Genomic DNA, 21517 nt, shown 5'->3' on the forward strand with positions numbered 1-21517 from the left:
GGCGCACGCTGGTCCTATGGCTGGGCACGACGGCCCCACGCTCATCACGTCCGTGCAGCGGGCCTTCCGGCTGCTCGAGGCGGTGAGCGCGCACGAGAACGGCGCGCCGGCGAAACAGCTCGCGCGGGAGACGGGGCTGCCGCTGGCCACGGCCTACCACCTGCTGCGGACGCTGGTCCACGACGGATACGTGCGCAAACTGGAGGACGGCGGCTTCGTCCTGGGGGACAAGCTGGGCACGCTGACCAGCTCGGGCCGGGGACAGGCCCTGCTCAGCCGGGTCCGGCCCACCCTCGCCGCGCTGCGCGACGAGCTCGCGACCGCCGCCTACCTCACCTTCTACGAGGAGGGCGAGATCCGCGTCGCCGAGATCGTCGACGGCCCCCGGACGCCCCGCGTCGACCTCTGGGTGGGCTTCGAGGACGCCGGACACGCGACCGCGCTCGGCAAGTCGGTGCTGCGGGAACTGGACGAGGAGGCCCGCCAGGACTACCTCTCCCGCCACCACCTCGCCGACCTCACCCCGAGGACGATCACCAGCCCCCCGGAGCTGCTGCGGCGGCTCGACGCCTCGCCCGTCGCCCCGGCCGTCACGGACCTGGAGGAGTACGCCCTCGGCACGGTCTGCGTCGCCGTGCCCGTCTACAGCGGCGACACGCTCGGCTCGCTCGGGGTCTCCCTGCCGGCGGACCGGGTCCCGAGGCTCCAGGAGATCCGGGACCGGCTGCTCCCGACCGCCGACCGCGTGACCAGGGGCCTGTCGCTCACTATCTGAAATCCCGCGCCTTGTGGCACCGCAGTCGAACCCGTTTTCCTAGATGAAACAGACATTCCGGTGCACATCCCTATGGATAGACGAGGACTGCGGACCCGACATGAACCAGGCCCGACACCGTGGCGGCGACCACGGGCCGACGCACCTGTTCAGGCACGTGGTGGCGGGACCCGCCCTGCCCGTGCTGATCGTCCTCGGCGTGATCCTGGTCGACCTCGTCGGCGGCGCCGGGATGACCTGGCTCCCCCTGCTCGCCGCCGGGCCGGCGCTGGCCGCCACCACCAACGGGCCGCGCGGCGTCCTGTGCGTGGGCCTGCTCGCCGGGGCGCTCGGTGGGCTGCTCGGCATCCGCGACGGTGTCCCGGCCCGGGAGCTGACCGCGGTGCTGTCCGCCCTGGGAGCCGTGACCCTGGCGAGCGGCCTGGCCAGCGCCCTGCGCGGACGCCGGGAACGGGTCCTCGCGGCCGTCCGCTCGGTCGCGGAGGCCGCCCAGCACGCGCTGCTCCTGCCCGTGCCGGAGACCGTCGGCCCGTTCCAGGTGGCCGTCCGCTACAGCGCGGCCGCCGCTGAGGCCCGGATCGGCGGGGATCTCTACGCCCTGGTCTCCACGCCGTACGGGGTACGGCTGCTCGTCGGCGATGTGCGCGGCAAGGGTCTCCCGGCCGTCGGGACCGCCGCGCTGGTGCTGGGTGTCTTCCGTGAGGCCGCCCACGACGAACCCGACCTGCTCACCGTCGTCGACCGGATCGAGCGGAGCCTGGCCCGCAACCTCGGTCACGACGACTTCGTGACCGCCGTGGTCGCCGGCCATCCGCGCGACGGCGAGCTGGAAGTGGTGAACTGCGGACACGCCCCGCCGCTGCTGGTCGGCGCCGGCGGAGCCGTGACCCCGGTCGAGCCCACGCATCCCGCACCGCCCCTCGGCCTGCGCGCCCTCACCGGTGAGACACCCACCCTCCAGGTGCTGCCCTTCGCCGACGGCGACCAACTGCTGCTCTACACCGACGGCGTGACCGAGGCCCGCGACCATGGGCGGGAGTTCTATCCGCTCGTCGAGGGCCTCGCCCGCCATGTGACCGACGAACCCGCCCGCACCCTCGACGCCCTCCACGACGAACTCCTGAGCCACGTCGGCGGCAGGCTCCACGACGACGCGGCGCTGCTGCTCCTCCGCAAACCGGCAGCCGTCGTTCCGGGCGTTCCCCAACCCGTGTGCGGCGGGGCGCTGTTGGAGGACCGGACCGGGTGACCGGCGGTGGCCACCTGCTGTGTGACCGCCGTGACGGCTGTTGCAGACTGGGCGCATGACACGCATGAGGAAGTTCGCAGCCGCGTTGTTAGCCGCATCGGCCGCGCTGCTCGCGACACCCCCCACCGCCTCGGCCACCCCCACCCCCCACCGCCCCTTCTTCCGGGAGGGCTTCGACCGGCTCCCCCTCGGCCCGGTCACCGCCGGCCGCGGCTGGACCACCGACACCTCCCGCGGTTCGCTGACCGTCGAACCGAGCGCCACCGGACACGGCCGTGAACTGCGGCTGCACACGGAGGGCAACGGTCGCGCCTTCCTCGTCCTGGACGACCTCGCCCCCGCCGGCAACAGCTTCTGGGCCCGGCTGCGGCTGCGCGTGGACGCCTTCCCCACCGCCCCCGACTGGGCCCACTGGACCGTCGCCGAGGCCTCCGGCTCCGACGCCGCCACCGTCGTACGGCCCCTCGGCGGCCAGTACGTCCCCACGGAGAAGGCGAACTTCTGGGGCGTCGGCTCCGACCTCGGCCCGACGGGCGACTGGACCGCCTGGAAGACCTCCGCCCCGGCCACGGCCGGCGCCTGGAGCTGCGTCGAGTTCCATCTGGACGCGACCGACAACCGCGTCACCGTCTACCTGGACGGCGTCGAGCGGTCCGAGCTCACCGTCTCCACCCGGGAGCACGGCGGCACCGCCGACGACTTCGTCTTCCCCGCCTTCGACAAGCTCAAGCTGGGCTGGCAGCTCTACCAGGCCGACCCCACACCCACGTCGTACGACGTCCGCATGGACGACGTGGCGCTGAGCACCCGGCGTGTGGGCGGGTGTGCCGCGTGAGCCGGGGTGTGTCGCGCAGGACGCTGCTGGGCGGGGTGGCCGGCGGGCTCGCCCTGTCACCCGTGCCGGCCGGTCACGCCGCCGCGAAGCCGTACGCACCCGGGACCGCCCATGAGCGCTACGTCCCGTTCGCCGTCGGCGCCGGGGGCGGCCCCGCGGGGACGGACCGCGTGCGTGTACTTAGGATCGGTGCCGACTCGGCGCCCACCGTGCTGGTCACGGTCCCCGGCATGTTCGGCGCCGCGAACGACTTCCGGCTGCTCGCCCGCGACCTGGTCGCCGCCGTGCCCGGCGTCCAGGTGTGGGCGTTCGACCGGCGGGAGGAGAACCTCGCCGACCGCTCCGGGTTCACCGGCGCCGACCCGGCCGCGTACTACCTGGACGGCCACTACCGCTCGCAGGACCCCGCCGCCTCCGCCTTCGCGGCGGACTGGGGCCTCGCCCGCACCCTGGAGGACCTGGACACCGTCGTCCGGGCCGCCTCCCGCGGCGGCCGGCGCCGGGTGGTGCTCGGCGGTCACTCCTGGGGTGCGACGACCGCGATGGCGTACGCGGCCTGGGACTTCGACGGCCGCCCCGGCCACCGGGGCCTCGCGGGCCTGGTGCTGGTCGACGGCGGGGTGCGCGGGGCGTTCGACGGGACGGGAGCGCCGGTGCTCGACTCGCCCGACGAGGTGCGGGAGCGGCTGGCGGCGATCGACGGCGGCGCCGTCTTCGACCTGACCCTCAGCGCGGTCGGGCTGGGCGCCCGCGCGGAGTCCACCCAGATCTGGTACCAGCTCGCCGGCCATTACGCGCACCACGACCCGCGGGGCCGCTCGGTCCTGCAGCCCCGGATGCCCGAGGCCCTGCGCCCCTCGGCCCCGGTCACCAACGCCGCCCTGCTGGGCGTCCTGGTGGACGCCGGTTTCGGCTGGCCGAACGACATCAGCGTGCACTCGGGACACCTCGGCGCGAGCGGGAGCGACGGGGTGCGCGGCTGGGTCGACGCGGGCGTCACACCGCTCGCCCGGGTCGCGGAGGCCTACGCGGGCGGGCCCGCACCGGCCGTGTGGGAGTGGTACTGGCCGGCCCGGCTGTCGGTGGACCTCGACGTCAGCGACGCCTACGCCGACACCGGCCAGGCCCGCTCGCTCGGACTGCGGCTGCGGCACGGCACGGGGCTGGACGTCCCCCTGTACGCCTTCGAGACGAGCTACGCCCGGGGCACGATCGTGTCGGCGGCCCGCAGGGTGGTGGCCGACTCCCGTATCCCGTACGCCGTGTACGAGACCGACGAAGGGATGAACCACCTCGATCCGCTGTTCGCCGCACCGCCGCACAACACGCTCACCCGCACCCTCGCGCCGTTCCTCGCCGGACTGGGCTGAGCGGCCGCGTCGGGCACCTCAGACCCGGTAGCCCCGCAGTTTGCGGTACAGCGTGGCGCGGGCGATGCCCAGGGCCGCCGCCGTCCGGGCCTTGTTGCCGCCGTGGGCGTGCAGGGCCTCCAGGATCGCGGCGCGCTCGGCGTGCTCCATCGGACTGAGCGGCCGGGCCGCCGGACCCTCCCGTACGGGGTCCGGCAGCTCGGCCCGCCGGACGGGCCCGGTCGCCCGCCGGTGCTCGGCCAACGCGCGGACGAGATGGGCGAGTTCGGTGACGTTCCCGGGCCATGGATGCCGCTCCAGGGCGCGCAGGGCGTCCAGCGTCCAGGTCAGCGGGGGCTGCCCCGGCGCCGGGCGGGGGGCCAGGGCGGTGACCAACTCCCGGACGTCCTCGGGGCGTTCACGCAGTGCGGGGAGGGGGACCGTGCGGGCGGCGAGGGTGTCCAGGAGTCGCTGGAGACAGGGGCCGGGGGGTGCGCCGGGGGTGTAGGTGATCAGCAGGGGTACGCCCGGCCGGGCTTCCAGCAGGGAGTTGAGTGCCGCCGTGCCGGGCTGGGTGAGCCGCTCGACGTGCCGGACGAGCAGCGGACGACCGTCCAGCAACTCCCCCGGCCATGAGCCGAGTTCCTCCTTCGCCGCGTCCACGGTCGTCATCGGGCCGGGCGTCAGCGCCCGGGCGAGCGCGGTCTTTCCGGTGCCGCGCTCGCCGACCAGCAGCAGCGGCTCTTCGAACCTCGTCAGCTCCGTCGCCCGTCCCACCGCGTGCCGCCAGGGCACCGACCGCCCGGCCAGCCCGACGGCGGTCCGCGCCACCGCGGGCGGCACGGAGGTGGCCGCGGCCGGCTCCAGGACGGCCACCGCTCCGACGATCTCCCGCAGATGGGTGAGGGGGGTGAGGGTCGCGGTGCACCCGACGCCGTCCGAGAGCCGGACACGGTACGAGGCCGGGCCGTCGGCCGGCTCCCGGCCGGCGCCGGTCCGCGCCGGGTCCGCCGTGGCGAGCAGCGCGACCACGCCCCGCTCCAGCTCCGCCAGCCCCTCGGGGGACAGCAGGCGCTCGGCCGCCTCACTGACCAGCCGGTTGCGTCCGTCGAGGGCGACGACCGCGCCCGCGCGTTCCCCGCGTCCGTGCTCCCGGTGGGCTCCGCGACCCTCCTCCCGCAGCGCGCGCAGATAGGCGTCCAGCAGCATCCCCTCGGGCGCCCTCGCCCGCACCGGCAGCGCCGCCTCCACCGCGCTCGCCGTGGCCTCGGCGAGCGGGGCTCCCGGATGCGGGGCGCACTCGGCGCACAGCCGGGCGGTCACCGTCACCGTGCCCAGCGCCCGCCCGGTGCCGGGCGCCCGCACCGGCACGCTGACCGCGGAGACCTCCTGCCAGACGTCCAGGAAGTGCTCCGGTCCGTGCACCTCGGCGCGGCGGCCGGTGCGCAGCGCGAGGGCCGCGCTGTTGTGGCCGACGAGCTGCTCGGAGAGGTCGGGGCGGAGCAGGTCCGGCGCACAGCCGTGCTCCCACAGCACCCGCAGCCGCTCGTCGGTGAGCAGCAGGGCCGTCCGGCCGGCGTCCAGAGCCGGGGCGACGCGTTCGAGGACGGGGCGGGCCGCGGCCAGCAGGGGGGACCCGGACGGCAGCGGCCCGGGCGCGGGGCCCGCCGCGTCATGACGTACGCCGAAGAAGCGGGCCCGCTTCCACCCGGCCACCACGTCCTCCGGTACCCCGGACGGCAGTTGACGACCCATCAGGAACAGCTCGCGGGCCCTGCGCACCGAAGCGAGGGCAGGGCGGACGGCGGGGCGTTCTGCGGTGGTCACGGCGTCCGTCACCCTACCCGGAACAGTTGAACACGGAACAACCCTGGCGACTGTCTCGTATTGAGACACCCACGCGCCCCCGTCCCGCCACATGATCTTGAACGGTCGGCACCTGTCCTCACCTCCTGGAGCCCCTCCGTGCACACCGTCGAGCCCGATGTCGTGACCGACGTACTGATCGTCGGCAGTGGTCCCGCGGGCGCGTCCGCCGCGCTCGCGCTGAGCACCTACGGTGTCCCGAACATCGTCGTCACCCGCTACGCGCGCCTCGCCGACACACCCCGGGCGCACATCACCAACCAGCGCACCATGGAGGTGCTCCGCGACCTCGGGGTGGAGCACGAGGTGGTCGCCAGGGCCACCCCGCAGCGGCTGATGGGCGACACCACCTTCTGCACCAGCCTCGCGGGCGAGGAACTCGGCCGGATCCGCTCCTGGGGCAACGACCCGCTGGTCCAGGCGGCGCACGAACTCGCCAGCCCCACCCGGATGTGCGACATGCCCCAGCACCTCATGGAGCCCGTGCTCGTCGACGCGGCCGTCGCACGCGGCACGAACCTGCGCTTCAGCACGGTCTACAAGTCCTTCGTCCAGGACGCCGACGGCGTGACGGTCACCGTCGAGGACCGGCTGCGCGGCGACGAGTACACCATCCGCGCCCGGTACCTCGTCGGCGCCGACGGCGGCCGCTCCCAGGTCGCCGAGGACGCCGGACTGCCCATGGGCGGCCAGATGGGCGTGGCCGGCAGCATCAACATCGTCTTCGACGCCGACCTGACGAAGTACACCGCGCACCGGCCCTCCACCCTCTACTGGGTGCTGGCGCCCGGCGCGACCGTGGGCGGCATCGGCGCAGGCCTGGTGCGCTGCGTACGGCCCTGGAACGAGTGGCTGATCGTGTGGGGGTACGACGTCACCGCCGGCGCCCCCGACCTGACGACCGAGTACGCCGAGGGAATCGTCCGCAAGCTCATCGGCGACGACGAGATCCCGGTGACCGTCACGTCCTCCTCGGCGTGGACGGTCAACGAGATGTACGCCGAGACGTACTCCCGGGGCCGTGTCTTCTGCGCCGGCGACGCCACCCACCGCCACCCGCCGTCCAACGGCCTCGGCTCCAACACCTCCATCCAGGACTCCCACAACCTCGCCTGGAAGCTCAAACTCGTCCTCGACGGCACCGCGTCCCCGAGGCTCCTGGACACCTACACCGCCGAGCGCGCCCCGATCGGCCGCCAGATCGTCACCCGCGCCAACAAGTCCATCGGCGAGACCGCCCCCGTCTTCGAGGCCCTCGACGGGCTCTCCCCGCAGACCCCCGAACAGCTCTGGGCCAACATCGCCGCCCGCAAGGACGACACCGAGGCGGCACGCGAGCAGCGGGCGCGACTGCGCGAGGCGATCGCCCACAAGGTGTACGAGTTCAACGCCCACGGCGTCGACCTCAACCAGCGCTACTCCGCCGACAGCTCCACCGCGATCGTCCCCGACGGCACCCCCGACCCGGGCTTCGACCGCGACCCCGAACTGCACCACCAGCCCTCCACCCGCCCCGGCGCCAAGCTCCCGCACGCCTGGATCACCGAGGGCACCCGCACCCTCTCCACCCTCGACACCGTCGGACGGGGCCGCTTCACGCTGCTCACCGGCATCGGCGGCACCGGCTGGCTGCGGGCCGCCGCCGCACAGGACCTGGAGATCGCCACCGTCGTGATCGGACCCGGCCGGCAGTACGAGGACCCGTACGGGGACTGGGCACGGCTCAGCGAGATCGCCGACGGGGGAGCGCTGCTGGTGCGCCCCGACGGCTACGTGGCCTTCCGCCACGCCGACGCGGCCGAGGACGCCGAGCGGTTGCTCACCGACGCGTTGCGGCGCATCCTCGGGCATGCCTGAGCGGGAAGGATCCCCGGACATGACCACTGCGTACACCAGCCACCTCACCCAAGCGGTCGTCGACAGCCTGAAGGGCACGGCCGACCCCCGGCTGCGCGAGCTGCTCGCCTCCCTCGTCCGCCATCTGCACGCCTTCGTGAGCGAGACCGAGCCGTCCATGGCCGAGTGGGAGCGGGCCATCGGCTTCCTCACGGCGACCGGGCAGACCTGCACCGACACCCGCCAGGAGTTCGTCCTGCTGTCGGACGTCCTCGGCGTCTCCATGCTCGTCGAGACGATCAACAGCGAAGGCCGGGCGGACGTGACCGAGTCGACGGTGCTCGGCCCCTTCCACATGACCGAGTCCCCGGTCCGCGCGCTCGGCGCCGACATCGACCTGGTCGGCGGCGGCGAACCCTGCGTGGTCGGCGGACGGGTGCTGTCCCCGGACGGCACCCCGCTGCCGGGCGCGGTCCTCGACGTCTGGCAGGCGAACCCCGAGGGCTACTACGACGTCCAGCAGCCCGGCGTCCAGCCCGCGGGCAACGGACGGGGACTGTTCACCGCCGACGACGAGGGCCGCTTCTGGTTCCGCACCTGTGTGCCGAGCCCCTACCCCATCCCCACCGACGGCCCGGTGGGCGAGCTGCTGAAGGCCACCGGACGCCACCCCTACCGGCCGGCCCACATCCACTTCATCGCCTCCGCCGAGGGACACACCCCCGTCACCACCCACATCTTCGTCGCCGGCAGCGACCACCTCGACTCGGACGCCGTCTTCGCGGTCAAGGAGAGCCTCGTGAAGGACTTCGCCGAGACCGACGATCCCGCGCTGGCCCGGGAGTTCGGCGTCCCCAACCCCTTCCGGTACGCCCGTTTCGACCTCGTGCTCAACCCGGCCCGGTCATGAGGGAGTTCGTCCACGAGGCCCAACCCATGCGGGTCGTCCTGAAGCCCGGCGCCGCCGTCACCGCCACCCCCGGCGAGGCCGAACGCCTGGGACTGCGACGGCTGTTGGTCGTCAGCGGCCCCCGGGGCGCGCACACCGCCCGGACGGTCGCCGACGCCCTGGGCGACTCCTGCGCCGGGCTGCACACCGAGGCCCGGATGCACGTGCCCGCCGAGGTCGCCGACCGGGCCGTCGAGGCGGCCCGCGAGCTCGGGGCCGACGGCTGTGTGGCCGTCGGCGGCGGCTCCGCCATCGGCCTCGGCAAGGTGATCGCGCTGCGCACCCGCCTGCCCCTGATCGCCGTGCCCTCCACCTACTCCGGCTCCGAGATGACCCCCGTCTGGGGCCTGACCGAACACGGCGCCAAGCGCACCGGCCGCGACCCGTCCGTACTGCCCCGCAGCGTCGTCTACGACCCCGAGCTCACCCTGTCCCTCCCGGTGCCCCTCTCCGTCACCAGCGGTCTCAACGCCGTCGCCCACGCCGCCGAGGCCCTGTACGCCCCCGACGCCTCACCGCTGGTGGCGCTGACGGCCGAGGAGGGCGCCCGCGCGATGACGGCCGCCCTGCCCGCCCTCGCGACGGCCCCCGAGGACCTCGACGCCCGCGGCCGCGCCCTGTACGGGGCCTGGCTCTGCGGCGCCGCCCTCGGCGCCACCACCATGGGCCTGCACCACAAGCTCTGCCATGTCCTCGGCGGCACCTTCGGCCTGCCGCACGCCGAGACCCACACCGTGGTCCTGCCGTACGCCCTCGCGTTCAACGCGCCCGCCGCCCCCGAGGCGATGGCCGCGCTCGGCCGCGCCCTGGACACCGACGACGTACCGAACGCCCTGCGGGACCTGGCCCGCCGTCTCGGCGCACCCCGCTCCCTCGCCGGACTCGGCCTGAAGGAGGCCGACCTGCCCCTCGCGGCCACCGCGGCGACCGCGCAGGCGTACCCCAACCCCAGGCCCCTCACCACGGAAGGCGTCCTGGACGTCCTGCGAGCGGCGTGGGCCGGCGACGAGCCCCGCCCCGCACCCTGACCCACAAGACCGAAAGGTGACCCCATGCCCCTCGGACTGCTCCGGCGGCGCCCGAAGAACGCCTCCGGGGACGCTCCGGCCCGCCTGTTCCCGCTCCCGGCCGGCGCGGGCGCCGTCGTCCGCGAGGTCCTGGACCCGGTGAACCAGCCCCTGGGCGCCGCCGAGGTGACCGTCACGGAACTCCGCGGCCACCAGGTAGTGGCCCGCGGCACGACCGACCCGTACGGCCTGTTCACGGCGGTGCTGCCGCCCGGCGGCTACAGCGTGCTGATCGTGGCCGAGGGGCTCGAACCGCACCGGGAGACCGTCGACGTCGTCGCCGACGCGGGACTGGTCACCCAGCGCGTATGGCTCCAGCCGGGCCGGCAGGCCGAACTCCCGGTACCCGGCACCTGGCTCTTCGACCCGCCGCACACCGCGATCCGCTTCATCGCCAGACACGTCGGCATGGCCCATGTGCACGGCCGCTTCGAACGCTTCGAGGGCGGCATCCAGGTCGCCCAGGACGTCTCCGACTCCCGCGTCCACGTCCGCATCGACGCGTCCAGCATCACCACGGGCAACCACACCCGCGACACCCATCTGCGCTCGGCCGACTTCCTCGACGTCAAGCAGTTCCCGTACATCGACTTCCGCAGCACCCGCTTCGCCTACCGGGGCGGCAGCAGATGGACCCTCCAGGGCACCCTCACCATGCACGGCGTGAGCCGGTCGGTGGCGCTGGACACCACCTACCTCGGCATGGTCAACGGCGGGTACGGCGAGGAACTGCGCTGCGCCGCCCTGGCCCGGTCGGAGCTGCACCGCGAGGACTACACCCTCAACTGGCGTTCCATGCTGGCCCGCGGCATCGCCGTGGTCGGCCCGACCGTCCAACTGGAACTGGACGTCCAGGCGATGTACCGCACCCACGACACCCCGACCCCACCGGACTGAGGCGCCCAGCCCCCAAACGACAGGCCCTGGCCGAAGGTCACCTCGGCGGTGGCGTGGCGGGGCTCGCGGTGGGTCGCGATGTGGAGGCGGGCGCCGTCGTCGCCGGGGGTGCCGTCGGCGAGGAGGTGCTCGCCCGCGAACACCGGCCGGTGCAGCCGGTACGCCAGGGAGCGCACGCGCCGCTCGGGGGCGTGGCGGCGGACGAGTTCCAGCATCAGCAGCGCCAGCAGCGGCCCGTGCACGACCAGCCCGGGGTAGCCCTCGACTGCGCGGCAGTACGGGGTGTCGTAGTGGATGCGATGGGCGTTGGCGGTCAGCGCGCCGAACCGGAACAGCAGGGTCTCCTCCGGTCGCAGCCGTGACCACCACGGGCCCTCCGGCTCCGGCACGGCCGTGCCGTCGACGGTGGCCGGGTGGCCGGGCACCGGGCCCTCCCCCGACCGGTAGACGATGTCCTGCTCCTCGACCAGACGGACCCGTCCGTGCCGGCGGAACTCCTGGCGTTCGGTGACGAAGAGCAGTTCGCCGCTGCGGCCCTGCTTGGCGGTCACCGCGGCCAGACTGCTGACGCGTCCGGCCGGTGCCCCGAGCCGCAGGGGCTCGCCGATCTCGCAGCGCCCCCCGGCGAACATGCGCCGACGGCCGGGGATCGGCGGCAGGAAGCGCCCGTCGCGCGGATGCCCGTCCGCGGCGAGGGCCCGCTGCGCCGGCCAGTGCAGGAAGTACAGCCACTGCCACAGCGGCGGCAGCGGCTCCCCGGAGACCGCGGCGGCCCCGGGAAGGTCCAGCAGCGCGGACAGCGCCGCCGCCGGACCGAGCGGCAGGGCGTCCTCGTCCGTGACCGGCTCGGGATGCCAGGACTCCACATGGGCGGCGAGGGACATGGCGGGAGCCTCTCCTTCCGGGGGAGTGGGCGGCTCGTGAGCGTCATCATGAGCGGTGACGGACTCGATCGGACAAGGGAAAAGAGTGAGGGCTCCATGCTCAGCCGGTATGAGCCGGCCGGGCGGACGGCCAACGCCCCTGCCCCACCGCCGACTCGACCTGTCGGACCAGTTCCCGGGCGACGACCTGGACGGCGGGCGGAGTCCGCCCGGCCCGGGGAGTGGCGAGCACGATCGAACGCCACACCTCCGGCTCGCACAACGGCGCGGCGCTCAGCGTGCCCCGCGCGACGTCCTCGGCGATCCCCACGCCCGGCAGGACGGTCCAGCCGTGCCCGGCCAGGACGAGCCGCTTCTGCACCCGCATGGAGTTGGTCTGCACGGCCATCTCCATGGCGGCCCGCGCCCGCCCCGCCGCGGCGTCGATCAACGCCCGCAGGCCATGCCCGGAGGCGGGCATGACGAGCGGCCGGGCCGCCACCTCGGCGAACGGCACCGGCCGGTCGGCGCTGAGCCCGGCCGCCGGCGGAGCGACCGCCCACAGACGCTCCCGCACCAGCGGACGCGCGTGCAGCGACGGAGTGCTGTCCAGGTTGTACAGCAGCGTCAGATCCAGGTCGCCGTCGTCCAGCCACCGCTGCAGATGTCCGGAGTAGCCGGTCATCAGCCGCAGTTCCACCCCGGGATGCTCCTCGGCCAGGGTCGACACCAGGGGTTCGGCGAGCAGGTCGGCCGTGCTCTCCAACAGCCCCGCGGTGACAATCCCGGTCACCGCGCCCGGCGCGGGCTGCACCTCGGCGCGGGCCCGCTCCAGCTCGTCCAGCGCCCGCCGGGCCCGCTCCACCATCACGGTCCCGGCCTCGGTGGGCCGCATGCCCTGGCGGGTCCGCTCGAAGAGCGCCACCCCGAGTTCGTCCTCCAGGGCGCGGATCTGCCGGGTCACGGCCGGCTGCACCAGATGCAGGAGTTCGGCGGCGCGGGTGACGCTGCCCACCTCGGCGACGGTGACGAGCGCCTTGAGCTGTTTGAGGTCCATCGATCTCCCGCTCCCGCCATCCCCACCCGGCATGGTGCCATCAGAACTTACTATTTCACCGCAGTTCCCATGACCACCCATGATGTCCTCACCGCATCGCCGAGCCCCGGAGGCCAGATGTGACCGAGTCGCCCGAAGCCCCGCTGCCGCTCGCCGGCATCACCGTCGTCAGCGTCGAACAGGCCGTCGCCGCGCCCTTCGCCACCCGTCAGCTCGCCGACCTCGGCGCCCGGGTGATCAAGGTCGAGCGCCCCGGAGGCGGGGACTTCGCCCGCCGCTACGACACCACCGTGCACGGCGAGTCCAGCTATTTCGTGTGGCTCAACCGCTCCAAGGAATCCCTGACCCTCGACCTCAAGACGGAGGACGGCCGCGAGGCGCTGGAGCGACTCCTCGCCCGGGCCGACGTGTTCGTACAGAACCTCGCCCCCGGGGCGGCCACCCGGATGGGACTCGGCGCGGAGGCGCTGCGCGCACGCTTCCCCTCCCTGATCCCCTGCGCGATCACGGGATACGGCTCCAGCGGCCCCTGGGCCGACCGCAAGGCCTACGACCTGCTGGTGCAGTGCCAGACCGGGCTGGTATCCCTCACCGGAGGCCCGGGGGAACCCGCCCGGGTGGGCATCTCCGTCGCCGACATCGCCGCCGGCATGTACGCCTACTCCGGCATCCTCACCGCCCTGTTCACCCGGGCCACCACCGGTGTCGCCCGAGCCGTCGAGGTCTCGCTGTTCGAGGCGCTCGCGGAGTGGATGGGCCAGCCCGCCTACTACACCCGCTTCGGCGGAACCCAGCCCCCGCGCGTCGGCACCCAGCACGCCACCATCGCCCCCTACGGCGCCTACCCGGCCGCCGACGGCAAGGACGTCCTGTTCTCCATCCAGAACGAACGCGAATGGGCCGCGCTGTGCGAGCGGTTCCTGCGCGACCCGGCCCTGACCGACGACCCCCGCTTCGCCACCGGCTCGGCCCGCGTCGCCCACCGCGACGAACTGAACGCGATCGTGGCCGAGCGGTTCGCCGCCCTGGACAGCCGGGAGGCGCGGGACCTGCTGGACGCGGCGGGCATCGCCAACGCCGACGTCAACGACGTCCAGGACTTCCTCGCCCATCCCGTGCTCGACGCCCGGGACCGCTGGCGGCAGGTGCCTCTCCCCGGCGGCACCGCCGTACCGGCCCTCGTCCCGCCCGTGGACCTGGCCGGTGTGACGCCCCGCATGGACGCCGTCCCGGCCGCGGGCGAGCACACCGACGCCATCCTGGCCGAACTCGGCCTCCCTCCGGCGAGGAGCGACACCGCATGAGCACCCTGGACGTCCTGTCCGAGGACGAGCAGCTCGTCGTCCGCACGGTCCGTGACTTCGTGGACAAGGACGTGCGCCCGGTCGTCCGGGAGCTGGAGCACACGAACACCTACCCCGAGGCCCTCGTCGAGCGGATGAAGACCCTCGGTGTGTTCGGCCTCGCCGTCCCCGAGGAGTACGGCGGCACACCCGTCTCCACCCCCTGCTACGTCCTCGTCACCGAGGAACTGGCGCGCGGCTGGATGAGCCTGGCCGGTGCGATGGGCGGCCACACGGTCGTCGCCAAGCTGCTGCTGCACTTCGGGACGGAGGAGCAGAAGCGGCGGTATCTGCCGAGGATGGCCACCGGCGAGGTCCGCGCGACCATGGCGCTGACCGAACCGGGCGGCGGTTCGGACCTCCAGGCGATGACCACCGTCGCCCGCCGCGACCCGGACGGTTACGTGGTCGACGGCGCGAAGACCTGGATCACCAACTCGCGGCGGTCCGGCCTGATCGCCCTGCTGTGCAAGACCGACCCCGACGCCACCCCCGCCCACCGCGGCATCTCCGTCCTGCTCGTCGAGCACGGCCCGGGACTCACCGTCTCCCGCGACCTGCCCAGGCTCGGCTACAAGGGCGTGGAGAGCTGCGAGCTGTCCTTCGAGGAGTACCGGGCCCCGGCCGACGCCCTGCTCGGCGGTGTCGAGGGCCAGGGCTTCGCACAGATGATGAAGGGGCTGGAGACCGGACGCCTCCAGGTCGCCGCCCGCGCCCTGGGCGTCGGCCGGGCGGCCCTGGAGGACGCGCTCGCCTACGCCCAGGACCGCGAGTCGTTCGGCAAGCCGATCTGGCGGCACCAGTCCATCGGCAACTACCTCGCGGACATGGCGACCTCCCTCACCGCGGCCCGCCAGCTCACCCTGTACGCCGCCCGGGAGGCGGAGGCCGGCCGCCGGGTCGACATGGAGGCGGGCATGGCCAAGCTGTTCGCCTCCGAGACGGCGATGCAGATCGCCCTCAACGCCGTGCGCATCCACGGGGGTTACGGCTACTCGACCGAGTTCGACGTCGAACGCTACTTCCGCGACGCCCCGTTGATGATCGTCGGCGAGGGCACCAACGAGATCCAGCGCAACGTCATCGCGAGGCAACTGGTCGAGCGAGGGGGCCTCGACACCTGACCGGCGCCTCACACGCCGAGCCTCCCGCGCCACTCGCTGGGCGACATGCCGTAGGCGGCGCGGAAGGCCCGGCTGAAGTGGGAGTAACTGGTGAAGCCGAAGCGGTGGGCGATGGCCGTGAGCACGGGGGCGTCCCGGGCGGGGCGGCCGAGCGCGCGGCGGCAGGCCTCCAGCCGGCGGTGCCGGATCCAGCGGCCGACGGTGGTGCCCTCGGCCTGGAAGAGCCGGTGGACGTGCCGTACGGAGATGTGGTGGGCGGCGGCGATCGTCCGGGGGGTCAGATCCGGATCGGTGAGGTGGTCCTCGACATAGCCCTTGATGCGCAGCCGCAGCAGGGTGCCGGCGGTGTCGGTGCCGGCGCGTGGGGTGCCGTGGGCCAGGCGCTCGGCGGCGAGGGTGGCCAGCAGGTCCGCGGCGTTGCGGGCGAGCAGGGGGCGCAGGTGTGGCTCGTAGGCGCCGGCCCGGTCGGCGAGCCGGGAGAGAAACGGGACGACCAGGGCGGCGATCTCGGTGTCGGGCGGGACCGGCGCCTCGGCGACACGCCTCCGGTCGGCCTCGCGCAACCCCAGCGACTGCTGCGGCAACCGGAAGGCGTGGGTGCGGGAGCGGTCCCCGCCGATGAGGGTGTAGGGCCGGTTCGTGTCGGTGAAGACGAGACAGCCGGGCCCGAGCGGGGTCTGCCGGTCGCTCTGGTCGAGGAGGACGCGGCCGCTGGCCTGAAGCAGCACCGTGATGTGGTCGTCGGCCGTGGGGCGGCCGATCGCCTGGGCGGACGGGGGAATCTCCACCGGGCCGGACTCGGTGGTCGTGACGCACAGCGGGCCGAGCCGATGGGTGGTCACGGTACCGCCGGGCTGTGCGCCGGCGGTGGACGGCGTGACTCCCATGGCGGTTCCTCCCCTGCGGTGATTCCTGTCGCTGCTAGACGCGCGGGGCGGAGCACGGGTTGGGGCCGAGGAGGCGTCGTCGCGGGGCATGTTCTGTGGCGCGGACGGGCAACTCGGCCCACGCCAGGACCCATACCTTCGTGCCGCCCGTAGATCGAACTCCCCGCCCCTGCCCCGTGCGGGAGTTCCCGGTCCCAGGAGACACGCGCGATGACGACTGCCCGCCAGGACCCCTCGGCGCCTCCGCCCGTGCAGGAACTCGGGGCCCCCTGGCGGGGGTTGAGCGTGGCACGGGCGACGGTGACGCAGGGAGTCGCCGAGTGGGAGCGGCCGCCCTCCGACGGGTTCCGGCTCGTCGTCCATCTGCGGGGTACCGCCCGGTGCGAGGCGGACACCGGTGACGGCCGGCGGCGCACGGTGTCGTGCGCGCCCGGTGACGTCTGCCGGATCCCGCCCGGGCACCCCCGGGTCGCGGTCCGTTGCCGACTGCTCGGGCCGGGCCCCCTGGAGATGGTCCGCATCGTCCTGCCGGCCGAGGTCTTCGGGCGCCACACGGCCGAGGAGCCGGGCGGCCGGCCCGTCGATCTCCAGTCACTGGAGCGGCTGCCGGCACCCGATCCGCTGATCTGCACCATGGCCGCCGCTCTGGTCAGGGCACGCGAGGCCGGAGCGGGACAGCTCTACGCCGACTCCGCGGCGGAGTACCTCGCGGCGCATCTCCTCGCACCCCTGCACGGCGAGGCCGCCCCCGGGGCACTCGGCCGGCGCGAGCTGGACACCGTCATCGCGTACATGCGGGCCCACCTCGCCGACCGCGTCGGACTGGACGACCTGGCCCGTCAGGTCGCCCTGAGCCGGTTCCACTTCCTGCGTCTGTTCTCCGCGACGACCGGACGGACACCCCATCAGTTCCTCACCGCTCTGCGGATCGAGACCGCGTGCCGGTTGCTGGAGAGGGGTGACGAACCGGTGGGCAGGATCGGCCGGTGGTGCGGGTTCAGCACGGCCAGCCACTTCTCCACGGTGTTCCGCAGACAGGTCGGCCACACGCCCACGGAGTACCGGCGGCTGTGGCGCGGACCCGTGTGACCGGACGGGACAGGCCCGGCCGAGGGGACACCCGGCCGGGCCCGAGGAGGGAGGGATCAGATGTAATCGGCCCAGTAGGTGCTGAACCTGCCGACGCCGAGGTCGGCGAGCACGCCGAACGCGGCGGGGCTGAGGTCCACGTCGTACGGCCCGCAATCCGCGCACCGGTCGACGATCTTCGCCCACGTGGCCTTCCCGCCCGCGGCATGGACGACCACGTACTTGCCGCACACGGGGGAGTTGTTCGGGTTGGGGTAGCTGCCGTACATCTGCGGGGAGACCGCCGCCACCAGCTCGTTGTCGCCGTGCCACTCACCGCACGCCCCGACGCCGACGCTCGGGTTGTACCAGGTGATGCTCCCGTAGTGCCAGGTCTCGGCGGAGGCGGGGGAGGCGCCCAGCGCGGTCGTGGCGGCGATGCCGGCGGCGACCGCGCCGAGTGTCACAGAGCGCCGGGTGGCGCTCTTCATGGCTGTGAGGGACTGCACGATTCGGGACACGTTTCAGCTCCTGCGGGAGAGAAGGCGAGAGGGCTAACTCCGGTTCCGGAACCGTGCGTGTGCTGTGGCCGGAAAGGACGATACGCACTCCACCCGCGGGAGCTCTGTCGTGAACGTGCGGTCGACTAGCGTGATGTTGCACAGGCTCGTACGAGGGTGTCGAAGAGCCCCTGTTGTGCCCGGTCCTCGGGGGCGGTGTCCTCGGGGTGCCACTGGACCGCGGTGAACCACCCTGCGGCGCCCGGGATTTCGAGGCCCTCCACGGTGCCGTCGGCGGCCGTGGCGGTGACGGTGAGTCCTTCCCCGACGCGGTCCACGCGCTGGTGGTGGTAGCAGGACGCCTCGGCCTTCTCCGCGCCGAGCGCCTCCTCCAGCAGGGAGCCGCGCCGTACCGTCACCGGGTGCACGATGTGCCGGTGCTCGTGCTCGGGGCCGCCCATGTCCTGTTCCAGGGTGCCGCCGAGGGCGACGTTCACGACCTGGAGGCCGCGGCAGATCGCCAGCAGCGGCAGGCCCAGGTCGAGTGAGTGCCGCGCGAGGTCGAGATCGAAGGCGTCCTGGGTCTCGTCGACGTCGTAGACGCTGGCGTGGGTGGCGTCGGCGCCGTAGCGGTACGGGGCGAGGTCGCCGCCGCCGGGGAGCAGGACGCCGTCGAAGCGGGTGAGGCGTTCGGGCAGCTCCCCGGGGGCGGGGTGGATGGCCGCCGGTTCGCCGCCGGCCCGCCAGACGGCCTCGACCAGGGCGCGGGCGGTGACCTCCGCGGCGTACCGCAGCGCGGAGGTGGTCGCGCAGAAGCGGGCGGGGACGGCGATCAGGGGCCGGGTGGCCCCGCTCGTACGGCTCACAGCTGGATCCAGGTCGTCTTCAGTTCGGTGTACTTCTCGATCGCGTGGACGGACTTGTCACGGCCGTTGCCCGACTGCTTCACCCCGCCGAAGGGGACGGTCAGGTCGCCCTCCTCGTAGCAGTTGACCCAGACCGTGCCGGCCTTCAGGGCGCGGGAGACCCGGTGGGCGGTGGACAGGTCGGAGGTCCACAGTCCGGCGGCGAGCCCGTACTCGGTGGCGTTGGCCAGCCGGACCGCCTCGTCCAGGTCGTCGAAGGCGAGCACGGACAGGACCGGCCCGAAGATCTCCTCCCGGGCGAGCCGCATCCCGGGGTCCACCCGGTCGAAGACGGTCGGCTCCAGGAAGCTGCCCCCGGTGGCGGTGAGCGTGCGGGAGCCGCCGGTGAGCAGACGGGCGCCCTCGTCCAGCCCCGTGGCGATGTGGTCCCGCACCCGCTGAAGATGGCTCTCGCCGACCAGGGCACCCATCTCGGTCGCCGGGTCGAGGGGGTCGCCGATCCGCAGCTCCCGGGCCCGCCGGACGATCGCCTCGGTGACGCGTTCGGCGACGGAGGAGTGCACCAGCAGCCGGGACGGGGCGGTGCACATCGCGCCCTGGTTGAAGAAGATGCCCCAGGCGGCGGTGGCGGCGGCCTTGTCCAGGTCGGGGGCGTCGGGCAGGACGATGTTCGGCGACTTGCCGCCGAGCTCCAGCCAGACCCGCTTGAGGTTGGAGTCGGCCGCGTAGCGCAGGAAGTGCCGGCCGACGGCGGTGGAGCCGGTGAAGGCCAGCACGTCCACCTCGGGGTGCAGGCCGAGCGCCCGGCCGGCCACCGGCCCGTCGCCGGTCACCACGTTCAGCACCCCCGGCGGCAGTCCGGCCTCGGTGGCGATCCGGCCGAGCAGCAGCGCCGACAGCGGTGCGTTCTCGGACGGCTTCAGCACCACCGTGCAGCCCGCGGCCAGCGCCGGGGCGATCTTCCAACTCGCCAGCGTCAGGGGGAAGTTCCACGGTACGACGGCGCCCACGACACCCGCCGGTTCCCGGGTGACCAGCGCCAGGGCGTCCCGGGCGGTGTGCGGCGCCTCGTCGGTGAGCTTGTCGGCGAGCTGACCGTACCAGCGGAACGTGGTGATCGCGGCGCGCAGTTCGATGCCGTACGCGTCGCTGATCGGCTTGCCCATCTCCAGGCCGACGGTCAACGCCAGCTCGGTGCGCCGCTCTTCGAGGAGGTCGGCGACGCGCAGCAGGATCCGGCCGCGGTCGGCGGGTGCGAGGCGCGGCCAGGGGCCGCAGTCGAAGGCCCGGCGGGCGGCGGCCACGGCCAGGTCCACCTCGGCCTGCCGGGCGTCCGCGACCTCGGCCAGCACCTGGCCGTCGCGGGGCGAGACGACGGTGAAGGTGGTCCCGCCGCCCGGCTCGTCCACCCCGTCGATGTGGTGCCGGGTGGGCGGGGTGAGGTCCTTGGCGCGACGCAGCAGCTCGTCGTGGGCGAGGGCCGGCATCAGCGGTTCTCCTCCGTGTCGGCCTCGGTGGCGGGCGCGGTCACCGCGAGGGGAGGCCGCCGGGTCAGCCGCGCCACGACCAGCCCCGCGGCGAGCACGGCCGGCACGGTGAGCTCCAGCCACAGGGCGGTGGTCGTGTCGCCGCCGATGAGGGTGGTGAAGTTCTGGACGATCAGCCAGATGGTCGCGGCGATGCCGAGCGCGCCCAGCACCGGCGCGATCACCGTGTTCCAGATCCGGCGGTCGGCACCCGAGCGGCGGAAGAAGACGATCACGGCGACGGAGGTCAGGAAGTAGAGCAGCATGGCGGCCAGCACGGCGACCCCGCTGAACCAGGAGAACAGCGTCAGCACCGGGTCCTTGCCCAGCAGCGCGAACGGCACCACCAGCGCCACCGCGATCACCGTCTGGACGATGCCGGCCACCCAGGGGGAGTGGCGCCGGTTGAGCGCGGTCAGCCCCTGCGGCAGCAGTCCCTCGCGGCCCAGCGAGAACAGGTAGCGGTTGGCGGAGTTGTGGAAGGCCAGGATGCCCGCGAACAGCGAGGTCGCCAGCAGGACGGGCAGCACGTCGCCGACCCGGCCGCCGAACAGGTCGGTGATCGGGGCGAAGACGAAGGCGGCGGCGTCGCCGGAGGCCAGTGCCTTGCCCGCCTCGTCCGTGACACGGGACGCGCCGTGCGCGGAGACCAGCATCCAGGAGGTGAAGGCGAAGAACCCGGTGACCACGGCGACCGAGAGATAGGTGGCGCGCGGGACCGTCTTCTTCGGCTCCCGGGCCTCCTCGCCGTAGATCGCGGTGGCCTCGAAGCCGAACATGGACGCCACGGCGAACATCAGCGCCACACCGGGGGCGCCCTGGAGCGCGGCGTGCGGGGCGAAGCTGTCGGCGAGACCGAGCCCCTCCGGTCCGCCGCCCCGGAAGAGGGTGACGAGGGCGAAGGCGATCAGGATGCTGAACTCGGCGAGGACGAACACGGTCAGCACCTTGGCGCCCATCTCGATGCCGGCGGCGCCCAGGATCTGGACGATCACCATGGTGACGAGCGTCCAGACCCACCAGGCGACACGGACCCCGGCGTAGTGCTCGACCAGTCCGCTCACGGTCGCGCCGTACAGCCCGTACATGGCGGCCTGGACGGCACAGTAGGCGAAGAGGGCCACCCCGGCGCTGCCGGAGCCCGTCGAGCGGCCGAGGCCCTTGCCGATGTACGTGTAGAAGGCGCCGGCGTCCACGACGTGGCGGCCCATGGCGACGAAACCGATGGAGAAGAGCAGCACCACGACACCGGCCGCGAGATAGGCGGCGGGGGCGCCGGCGCCGTTGCCGATGGCGATGGCGATGGGGACCGCGCCGGCGATGCCGGTCAGCGGGGCCTGGGCGGAAAGGACGAAGAAGAGGATGCCCAGGACGCCGAGCGAGTCGGGCTTGAGCCGGCCTGTGGTGGAGGAATCGTGCGCGGAGTGCGGGGCGACCGCCGTCTGACTGTCCACTCGGAT

18 protein-coding genes are annotated in these 21517 nt (G+C 73.6%); 11 read left to right on the forward strand and 7 right to left on the reverse strand.

Annotated elements, in window-relative coordinates:
* Positions 1-16: 16 nt before the first annotated feature.
* The 4 genes from OG852_RS41220 (at position 17) to OG852_RS41235 (ending at position 4229) form a co-directional block, all read left to right on the forward strand.
* On the forward strand, positions 17-775 hold the full coding sequence (locus tag OG852_RS41220) for an IclR family transcriptional regulator (RefSeq protein WP_133917505.1): 759 nt from the start codon (positions 17-19) through the stop codon (positions 773-775).
* Positions 776-875: 100 nt separating this feature from the next.
* Positions 876-2024: a PP2C family protein-serine/threonine phosphatase gene (locus OG852_RS41225; protein WP_208117385.1), complete on the forward strand. Its 1149-nt coding sequence runs from the start codon at positions 876-878 to the stop codon at positions 2022-2024.
* 55 nt (positions 2025-2079) lie between these two features.
* On the forward strand, positions 2080-2859 hold the full coding sequence (locus tag OG852_RS41230) for a hypothetical protein (protein WP_330350546.1): 780 nt from the start codon (positions 2080-2082) through the stop codon (positions 2857-2859).
* Positions 2856-4229, forward strand: coding sequence for an alpha/beta hydrolase (locus OG852_RS41235; RefSeq protein WP_330350547.1), 1374 nt, complete (start codon positions 2856-2858; stop codon positions 4227-4229). Before OG852_RS41230 ends, OG852_RS41235 begins: the two co-directional genes overlap by 4 nt.
* An 18-nt stretch (positions 4230-4247) precedes the next feature.
* Here the strand turns inward: OG852_RS41235 and OG852_RS41240 are convergent, their stop codons facing one another.
* Positions 4248-6035, reverse strand: coding sequence for a sigma-54-dependent Fis family transcriptional regulator (locus tag OG852_RS41240; protein WP_443064609.1), 1788 nt, complete (start codon positions 6033-6035; stop codon positions 4248-4250).
* A 138-nt stretch (positions 6036-6173) separates the two neighbouring features.
* Here OG852_RS41240 and OG852_RS41245 point away from each other — a divergent pair, with 138 nt between their 5' ends.
* From OG852_RS41245 to OG852_RS41260, 4 genes are read left to right on the forward strand one after another with little or no spacing between them, the layout of a single operon-like run.
* Positions 6174-7931, forward strand: coding sequence for an FAD-dependent oxidoreductase (locus tag OG852_RS41245; protein WP_330350548.1), 1758 nt, complete (start codon positions 6174-6176; stop codon positions 7929-7931).
* 19 nt (positions 7932-7950) lie between these two features.
* Entirely contained in the window at positions 7951-8820 is an 870-nt protein-coding gene (locus OG852_RS41250; protein WP_133917510.1) for an intradiol ring-cleavage dioxygenase, read from the forward strand.
* Positions 8817-9887 carry a maleylacetate reductase gene (locus OG852_RS41255; RefSeq protein WP_330350549.1) on the forward strand — a complete coding sequence of 357 codons (1071 nt, stop codon included), beginning with the start codon at positions 8817-8819 and terminating at the stop codon, positions 9885-9887. Before OG852_RS41250 ends, OG852_RS41255 begins: the two co-directional genes overlap by 4 nt.
* Before the next feature lie 24 nt (positions 9888-9911).
* Positions 9912-10823, forward strand: coding sequence for a YceI family protein (locus OG852_RS41260; RefSeq protein ID WP_330350550.1), 912 nt, complete (start codon positions 9912-9914; stop codon positions 10821-10823).
* 984 nt (positions 10824-11807) lie between these two features.
* Here the strand turns inward: OG852_RS41260 and OG852_RS41265 are convergent.
* Positions 11808-12743, reverse strand: a complete 936-nt coding sequence (locus OG852_RS41265; protein ID WP_133917513.1) for a LysR family transcriptional regulator — start codon at positions 12741-12743, stop codon at positions 11808-11810.
* 119 nt (positions 12744-12862) lie between these two features.
* Between OG852_RS41265 and OG852_RS41270 the strand changes: the two genes are divergently transcribed.
* Together OG852_RS41270 and OG852_RS41275 are read left to right on the forward strand one after the other, a co-directional pair.
* Positions 12863-14047: a CaiB/BaiF CoA transferase family protein gene (locus tag OG852_RS41270; RefSeq protein ID WP_330350551.1), complete on the forward strand. Its 1185-nt coding sequence runs from the start codon at positions 12863-12865 to the stop codon at positions 14045-14047.
* Positions 14044-15210: an acyl-CoA dehydrogenase family protein gene (locus tag OG852_RS41275; RefSeq protein ID WP_330350552.1), complete on the forward strand. Its 1167-nt coding sequence runs from the start codon at positions 14044-14046 to the stop codon at positions 15208-15210. The genes OG852_RS41270 and OG852_RS41275 overlap by 4 nt, the downstream gene beginning before the upstream one ends.
* Before the next feature lie 8 nt (positions 15211-15218).
* Here OG852_RS41275 and OG852_RS41280 read toward each other — a convergent pair whose 3' ends face one another.
* Positions 15219-16097, reverse strand: a complete 879-nt coding sequence (locus OG852_RS41280; protein ID WP_330350553.1) for a helix-turn-helix domain-containing protein — start codon at positions 16095-16097, stop codon at positions 15219-15221.
* A 210-nt stretch (positions 16098-16307) separates the two neighbouring features.
* Here OG852_RS41280 and OG852_RS41285 point away from each other — a divergent pair, with 210 nt between their 5' ends.
* Positions 16308-17186, forward strand: coding sequence for an AraC family transcriptional regulator (locus OG852_RS41285; protein ID WP_330350554.1), 879 nt, complete (start codon positions 16308-16310; stop codon positions 17184-17186).
* A gap of 56 nt (positions 17187-17242) precedes the next feature.
* On the opposite strand, the gene OG852_RS41290 is transcribed toward OG852_RS41285, so the two are convergent.
* The 4 genes from OG852_RS41290 to OG852_RS41305 all read right to left on the reverse strand — a co-directional run bounded on the left by OG852_RS41290 (position 17243) and on the right by OG852_RS41305 (position 21511).
* A complete protein-coding gene (locus tag OG852_RS41290; RefSeq protein ID WP_330350555.1) occupies positions 17243-17686 on the reverse strand; it encodes an RlpA-like double-psi beta-barrel domain-containing protein in 444 nt (147 codons plus the stop codon).
* 125 nt (positions 17687-17811) lie between these two features.
* Positions 17812-18531 carry a gamma-glutamyl-gamma-aminobutyrate hydrolase family protein gene (locus tag OG852_RS41295; protein ID WP_330350556.1) on the reverse strand — a complete coding sequence of 240 codons (720 nt, stop codon included), beginning with the start codon at positions 18529-18531 and terminating at the stop codon, positions 17812-17814.
* Entirely contained in the window at positions 18528-20018 is a 1491-nt protein-coding gene (locus tag OG852_RS41300; protein WP_330350557.1) for an aldehyde dehydrogenase, read from the reverse strand. The genes OG852_RS41295 and OG852_RS41300 overlap by 4 nt, the downstream gene beginning before the upstream one ends.
* Positions 20018-21511, reverse strand: coding sequence for an APC family permease (locus OG852_RS41305; protein ID WP_330350558.1), 1494 nt, complete (start codon positions 21509-21511; stop codon positions 20018-20020). The genes OG852_RS41300 and OG852_RS41305 overlap by 1 nt, the downstream gene beginning before the upstream one ends.
* Positions 21512-21517 lie beyond the last annotated feature (6 nt).

This window comes from Streptomyces sp. NBC_00582, assembly GCF_036345155.1.
In the GTDB taxonomy this organism is placed as follows: Bacteria; Actinomycetota; Actinomycetes; order Streptomycetales; family Streptomycetaceae; genus Streptomyces.